We start from the raw sequence: 6,208 nt of genomic DNA on the forward strand, positions 1-6,208 counted from the left end.
GGGCCACATACCAATAGCTAAATAAATTGTATGAACAAAATAATACAGGAGAATATCTTGAAGATAAAATGCATCATAATTCTTTTATCTTTTTTCTTAATTACAGCTACAATTATAAAAGCACAAGAGAATGTAGCAAGAAAGATAAATTTACAAACTGCTATCGAGCTTGCACTCGAACAGAATAAAGCTCTGAACATCAGTAAACTTGAAGTTGATAAAACTCATTCCAAGTTGACTGAAGCCCGCAGTAATCTGCTTCCGAAAATTAATGCAAGCGGTCAATACACTAACAACATTAAAAAGCCGGTAATATTTTTACCGCCGGGAACACCATTCAGCAGACCGGGACAGCCGGCAATTATGGAAATCGGTTCCGACCATTCATATTCAGGAATAATTTCAGCATCACTACCGGTTTTCTCATATCCGATTTACATCGGTATGTCGATGGCAAACACTGGTAAAGATTTAGCAGAAGAAACTTTCAGAGGTACAAAATTTAAAACGATTGCAGATGTTAAAAAATCGTTCTACGGTGTATTACTATCTCGCGAAGTGAAAAACCTGATGATTGCAAGTTTGAAAAACGCAAACGATAATTTCGAGAACGTACGAAAAATGCAAAAACAAGGTTTGGTTTCTGAATACGATTTAATCCGCGCCGAGGTTCAAGTTGAGAATGTGAAACCAATTGCACTTCAAGCTGAAAATAATTATGAACTTGCAAAGAACTCGTTCAAAATTGCATTAGGTTTAGATGCTTCAGTAAATATAGATATCGATGGCGAACTGGATTATAAACAAACCGAAACCCCAAATTTTACGAGGACGGTAGAGGTATTAGACCAAAACAATTCTGATATAAAACAACTGCAATATCACGTAGATATCGCAAAATCGATGATAAATTTAGAACGCAGCGGACATTTACCCACACTTGCTGCTTTCGGAAATTACCAATATCAAACTCAAGCAAACGACTTAAAATTCAAAGATTATAATTGGGTAAACACGCAATTTGTTGGACTACAATTGCAAATTCCGATTTTTAACGGTTGGGGAACTCAGGCAAAAATCGACCAAGCTAAAATTTCCTACCAGCAATTGCTTGATAGGCAAAACCTGCTGACCGAAGCGGTTAAGATTCAAGCACAAAATGTAATATACCGGATTGAACAAGGGAAAAAACGCATTGATGGACAGGATAAGGCGATTGCACAAGCCGAACGTGGATTCGAGATTGCAAAGTCGAGATACAGCAATGGACTCGGAACTCAATTAGAAGTGAACGATGCCGAACTCGCTCTCACTCAGTCAAAGGTGAATTACTTTCAGGCAGTTTACGATTATAATTCTGCTGTTGCAGAGTTAGAACAACTTTTAGGAAATAATTTTTAAATAGGATAATATGAGACAGATTAATGTATTAACATCAATTTTATTCGCAGTATTATTAGTAGGATGCGGATCTAAAACAAACAACACCAACTACGAGCCGGTAATCCCGGTTGAAGTTCATCAGGTCGGTAAAATGAAAATAGAACGGACTTTAGATTTTGCCGGAACCGTTATGGCTTGGCGTGAAACCAACTTGGGAGCTCAAACCTCAGGCAGAATCGAAAAGATTTTTGTGAAAGAAGGCGACGAAGTTAAAGAGGGGGATGTGCTAGTTCAAATGGACGATACGCAGCTAACGCAAGCACGCATTCAATGCGAAATTGCGAAAGAAGATTTCACAAGAATGAAACCGTTGTTTGATGAAGGCTCAATATCGCCGCAGCAATTCGATAAAGTAAAAGCTGGTTACGAAACTACAAAATCAACTTACGAATTAATTCTTCGCAACACGCAGTTACGCGCACCCTTTTCAGGAGTCATCACGGCAAAACGTATGAACGAGGGAGAAGTATTCCTGCTTGCACCGGGTGCAGGCGGGGCTCCGGCAATCGTGAACATTATGCAAATTGACGTTTTAAAAATTCTTGTTAATGTTGCCGAAAGCAACTTCCCTAACATACGGCTCGGTCAAACGGCGGCTATCGAAGTTGATGTTTATCCCAATCAAAGTTTTTCCGGAACGGTTTCGAGAGTTGACCCCGCAATAAATCCGATGACTCGAACCTTCGCTGTTGAAGTAAAAGTTCCTAACAGTAAGCGAATTCTCAGACCGGGAATGTTTGCCCGTGTGATGATAAAAACTGGAGATATTGAGGCACTTATAATTCCACGCAGTGCACTAATCAAACAATTGGGAACAAACATTCTGTACACATACATAATTGAAAATGATACCGCAAAACGACGTCAAGTAATTTTAGGAAAAGAGATGGATGAAATTGTTGAAGTAATTTCCGGACTTGATATCGGTAACCAACTCGTAGTCAAAGGTATGGGTCGCCTCAAGGATGGTTCACCCGCCCAAATCGTAAGTAGTAATTAAAGGAGGAGTGAATGAATCTCCCAAAAGTATTCGTCCGACGTCCTGTTACCACAATAATGGTATTCATGGGACTATTGATTGTTGGAATATTTGCGCTTGTTCAACTACCGATTGATTTCTTCCCCGAGATTGAACCGCCGATAGTCAGCGTTTTAACTTCATATCCGGGCGCAAGTGCGCAGGACGTTGAAAAAAACGTTACTAAAATTTTAGAAACGAGTTTAGGCACAGTAAGCGAATTGAAAAAAATAACTTCAACTTCGATGGACAACGTGTCAGTAGTTACGCTTGAATTCGAGTGGGGAACAAATTTAGATGAGGCATCGAACAACGTGCGTGATGCACTTGAATTCGGGAAACGCCGCCTGCCCGACGATGTAGAAACACCTATGATTTTCAAGTTTAGCACAAGCTGGTTTCCCGTTGTTTTCTTATCGGCTACAGCTAACGAAAACTATCCCGGCTTAAATAAACTTATCGAACAAAAAATAGCCGACCCACTGAAACGAGTTCCGGGCGTTGGAACTGTTCTGATGTTTGGCGGACCTATTCGGCAAATTCAGATCAATGTTGACCCGAAACGATTAGAAGCATATAACCTGACCATACAACGAATCGGTCAATCGCTGCAAGCCGAAAATATTACAATGCCAGCAGGCTCCATCAAAATGGAGCGGATGGAATACAACATCCGCATACCGGGCGAATTTACCGATGCAAACCAGATCGCAAACATCGTTGTCGGAAAGTCGCCTACGGGTAGCAGTCTAATTTATTTGAAAGATGTTGCTGAAGTTATAGATACTTTGAAGGAACGGACTATTAACGTCCGTTTGAACGGTGGCCGTGGGCTGCAAATTATCGTGCAAAAACAATCGGGTGCCAACACAGTCGCAGTTGCTTCAGCAGTGAACAAAAAGTTGGAAGAACTTAAAAAAGACTTACCATCCGATGTTAAACTTGAACAAATTTTAGACGGCTCGGTTTTTATTTTGAATTCTATTAACAATTTGACTGAAGCAATTCTGTTAGGCGGCTTTTTCGTATCAATCGTGGTATTGGTTTTTTTACGCCAATGGAAAGCAACAATCATCATCATACTTACAATTCCATTCTCGTTGATAGTCGCATTTATCTATTTATATTTTTCTAACAATACGATAAATATTATTTCACTCTCTTCCCTATCTATTGCAATCGGAATGGTAGTTGACGATGCGATAGTTATACTCGAAAACATTTCACGGCACGTTGACCGGGGCGCCCGTCCGCGCGAGGCTTCAATTTTCGGTTCAACAGAAGTCGGTCTGGCAGTAACAGCCGCTACTCTAACAATCGTCGCAGTATTTTTTCCTCTCACCTTCTTAACAGGAATGGCGGGAATAATGTTCAAGCAGTTAGGCTATCTTGTTACAATCACAATTCTAACCTCGCTGTTCGCATCGCTGACTTTGATACCAATGCTTTCTTCTCGCTGGTTAAAATCCAAAAAAGAAGAAGAACAAAAGCCGAAGCGCTTTCTGAAATTATTTGATAATAGCGAAAAGATTTTCACCTCTGTTGAAACATTTTACGGTAAAGCCCTTGAATGGTCGTTAGACCACCGAAAATATGTTATCATCGCAGGCATAGTTATCTTCTTTGTGGTTGTCGGAAGTTTTCCGTTTCTAGGTAAAGGGACTGAGTTTATGCCCAAGAGCGATGAATCGCAAATCCAGATATATGTGGAATTGCAGACAGGCAACAATTTAGATGAAACAATAAAAACAGCAAGACAAGTTGAACAGATTATACAAAAAGAGGCTCCTGAAATTGAGTTCTTGGCGGTTCGTTCGGGGATTAACGATGAAGGATTTTCAGCAGCACTATTCGGACAAAAAGAAGGGCTTCATATGTTCAATATTCAAACGCGTCTTTCAAGAAAAAATGAACGTAAGCGTTCAGTGTTTGAAATAGCGGATATTTTGCGAGAAAAACTCAAACCGGTTGCTGGCATTACTCAACTAAATATATTTTTAGCATCAACACTTTTCGGGAGCGGTAAACCGCTTGCAATCGATATTATAGGGCACGATTTGAATAAAACAACTCTGCTTGCAAACGAAATAGCTGAAATTGCTAAAAAGACCGGAGGCACACGCGACGTTGATATTAGCAGAAGCCCTGAACGCCCTGAGTTGCAGGTAATCCTAAACCGCGATAAAATTGCTATGGTAGGTTTGAATACATCGACTGTTGCTACTGCTATCCGGAGCAGTATGTATGGATTGACTCCGACACGGTACCGTGAAGGCGGCGACGAGTATGATATTTTCATAAGATACAATAAAGATAACCGAACAAGTATAAGCGATTTGGAACAGGTGCCAATTACGACAATGACCGGACAAATTGTAAAACTTAAAGACATTGGTAAAATAGTTGAAGAATTTTCGCCACCTGATATCAAACGAAAAAATCAGGAGCGCGTTGTTACAGTTGCTGCCAACACCGAAGACAGGTCGCTCGGCGATATTACAAACGATTTAAAAGCCGCAATCGCAAAATTAGATATTCCAGCCGACATAACGATAGAATTTGCGGGGCAAGTCGAACAGCAGCAAGATACATTTCAGGACTTATTGCTATTTATGATACTCAGTATTTTCCTTGTTTATATTGTTATGGCATCGCAATTTGAATCGTTGATCGACCCGTTTATAATTATGTTCTCTGTTCCCTTCTCATTCGTCGGAGTGTTTCTCGCACTGATGCTGACCGGACAAACATTCAGCGTGATTTCATTTTTGGGTGCTGTGCTATTAATCGGTATCGTTGTTAAAAACGCAATCGTACTAATCGATTATACAAATATTACCCGAGCTCGTGGTATCGGTTTGCGCGAAGCCATCGTTTACTCTGGCAAGAACAGATTGCGTCCCGTTTTAATGACTACAATTACTACACTTTTAGGAATGCTGCCGCTTGCTTTAAGCACAGGTGAGGGGTCGGAAACCTGGAATCCGTTAGGCATTTCGGTAATCGGTGGGCTCACAGTTTCCACAATAATTACGCTCGTATTTGTGCCCGTAATTTATTCCTTGTTCAGAACAAAATTACTGAAGAAAGAGGTTGATTAATACAGTTTTTAGTTTTGGGTTGTTTGTTCTGGTTTGTTGGTTGCTGGTTTTAGTTTAATAGTTTTTCTATATGCAACCCATCAACTATAAACTAAAACTATTAACTAAGAACTTTAACTAAAAACTAATAACCGACAACTAAAATTATCCATTGATTAAAATAGAAAGGAAGAAAATGAAAGCAGTAATGATTGTATATAATCACGGAATCACCGAGGAAGTCGATGAAGCTTTGGAGCAGTTATCGATACGCGGCTTTACACGTTGGGTTGATGTTCACGGGCAAGGCACTGAAAAAGGCGAGCCGCATTTGGGAACTCACATCTGGCCCAGCTTGAATGCAGTAGTGCTTGCGGTTATTGATGATAGTAAAGTTGAACCTTTGCTCGATAAAGTTCGTGAAATAAATAAAGAAGCCGAAGAAGAAGGAATACACGCCTACGTGTGGAATGTGGAAAAGGTGGTGTAGGTCGGATTTTTAATTCGACTTACAAAAAGAACGCTATTTGATTCAACTCACACACAAAAATAAAAGCAGAAAAAAATACATACTCCTATTGACAATTTCCGATAATATCATTATCATTATATAGGGCAGTTCCAAAAATTCAAATATAAGTTTAGTGTTATAGATTTTATCGTCGTG

The 6,208-nt window shown here is 39.9% G+C and carries 4 protein-coding genes; all 4 read left to right on the forward strand.

Going from position 1 to position 6,208, the window contains the following annotated elements:
* Positions 1–30 precede the first annotated feature (30 nt).
* The 4 genes from QME58_02065 (at position 31) to QME58_02080 (ending at position 6,031) form a co-directional block, all read left to right on the forward strand.
* Entirely contained in the window at positions 31–1,401 is a 1,371-nt protein-coding gene (locus tag QME58_02065; GenBank protein ID MDI6802616.1) for a TolC family protein, read from the forward strand.
* Positions 1,402–1,411: 10 nt separating this feature from the next.
* On the forward strand, positions 1,412–2,443 hold the full coding sequence (locus QME58_02070; GenBank protein ID MDI6802617.1) for an efflux RND transporter periplasmic adaptor subunit: 1,032 nt from the start codon (positions 1,412–1,414) through the stop codon (positions 2,441–2,443).
* 11 nt (positions 2,444–2,454) lie between these two features.
* A complete protein-coding gene (locus tag QME58_02075; protein MDI6802618.1) occupies positions 2,455–5,562 on the forward strand; it encodes an efflux RND transporter permease subunit in 3,108 nt (1,035 codons plus the stop codon).
* 175 nt (positions 5,563–5,737) lie between these two features.
* The gene (locus tag QME58_02080) at positions 5,738–6,031 is read left to right on the forward strand and encodes a P-II family nitrogen regulator (GenBank protein ID MDI6802619.1); all 294 of its coding nucleotides are present in this window, start codon (positions 5,738–5,740) and stop codon (positions 6,029–6,031) included.
* Positions 6,032–6,208 lie beyond the last annotated feature (177 nt).

The organism is Bacteroidota bacterium (assembly GCA_030017895.1).
In the GTDB taxonomy this organism is placed as follows: Bacteria; Bacteroidota; Ignavibacteria; order UBA10030; family BY39; genus JASEGV01.